The 1,349-nt window shown below is 76.6% G+C and carries 1 protein-coding gene; it reads left to right on the top strand.

Annotated features, from left to right (window positions below; all coding sequences use genetic code 11):
- Positions 1-1,349: hypothetical protein (locus A2U95_RS14135; protein ID WP_206282883.1), on the top strand; the 1,349-nt coding region annotated here is incomplete at both ends.

Genomic DNA, 1,349 nt, shown 5'->3' with positions numbered 1-1,349 from the left:
CGCCCCCCGCCGTGCCGGCGGGCGTCCCGCCCCGCCGGACGACCGCCGTCGCCGGGACCGCCGCCCGCGTCCGCGCGGCCGCGACCACCGAACCCGGCCGGCTGCGCGTCATCGGCGCCGTCCTCGCCCTGCTGGTCGTCGCGTTCGGCGCCGTCGCCACCTGGCAGACCGCGGCGCGCGGTTCCGCCGCCGACGACGTGCTGCACCACAGCGGTCCGCTGAGCTCGGCCGCCGCCGACGTGTACCGCGCCCTGGCCGGCGCCAACACCGCGGCCTCCAGCGGCCTGCTGGCCGGCGGCAACGAGACCCCGGACAGCCGCGAGCGGTACGAGGAGGACATCCGCACCGCCGCCAACGGCCTGGCCACCGCCGCCGCCAGCTCCGACCGGGACTCCGCCTCCGGCCGGACCGTCGCGCACCTCAACGAACTGCTGCCCCGTTACAAGGGGCTGGTCGAGCGGGCCCGCGCCAACAACCGGATGGGCTACCCGCTGGCCGGCGCCTACCTGCGGTACGCGGACGAGCTGATGCGGGAGGAGATGCTCCCCGCCGCCGAGGACCTCTACCTGCAGGAGGACCGCCGCCTGCGCGAGGACTACGCCGACGCGACCCCCTACCCGTGGTTCGCCCTGGCCCTCGGCGTCGCGGCGCTCGCCGCCCTCGGCGCGGCGCAGCGCCGCGAGTACCGCCGCACCAACCGGGTGCTGAGCCCCGGCCTGGTGACCGCGACCTCCGCCGTCACCGTGGTGCTGATGTGGCTGCTGGCCGGGCACACCCTCGCCCGGACGGCGCTCGAGGACTCGCACGCGCACGGCGTGGAGTCCCTGAGCCTGCTGAACGACGCCCGCACCGCCTCCCTCCAGGCCCGCGGCGCCGAGAACCTCACCCTGGTGAACCGGGGGGCGGAGACCGTCAGGACGGCGGACGGCGTCTTCCGCGACAAGTTCGAGGTGGCGTTCGAGGAGTCGATGACGGATCTGTCGCGGACCCTGGACGCGGCCGCCCGGACCGCCGGCGACCCGGAGGTCGACGAACCGGTGGAGACCGCGAGGAGCAGCATGCTGGAGTGGCGCAAGCGCCACGAGGAGGCCCGGCGGGCCGACGACGCGGGCGACTACCAGGAGGCGCTGGACCGGATCATCGGGCCGGACGGCGAGAGGCCCACCCGGGTCTGCTTCGACAACGTCGACCGGGCCGTCCGGACGGCGATGGAGCACGAGAAGACGGAGTTCCGGCGGGCCGCGACCGACGGGCGGGCCGCGATGTCCGGCCTGCCGGCCGGGGCCGCCGTCCTGGCGGCGCTGGCCGCCGCGGCGGGGCTGCTGGGGATCGGCCGCAGGCTTTCGGAG

The organism is Streptomyces chilikensis (assembly GCF_001642695.1).
Classification (GTDB): domain Bacteria; phylum Actinomycetota; class Actinomycetes; order Streptomycetales; family Streptomycetaceae; genus Streptomyces; species Streptomyces chilikensis.
Note: the sequence above shows the minus strand (reverse complement) of the source record. Positions and strands in the feature narration are given on the sequence as shown.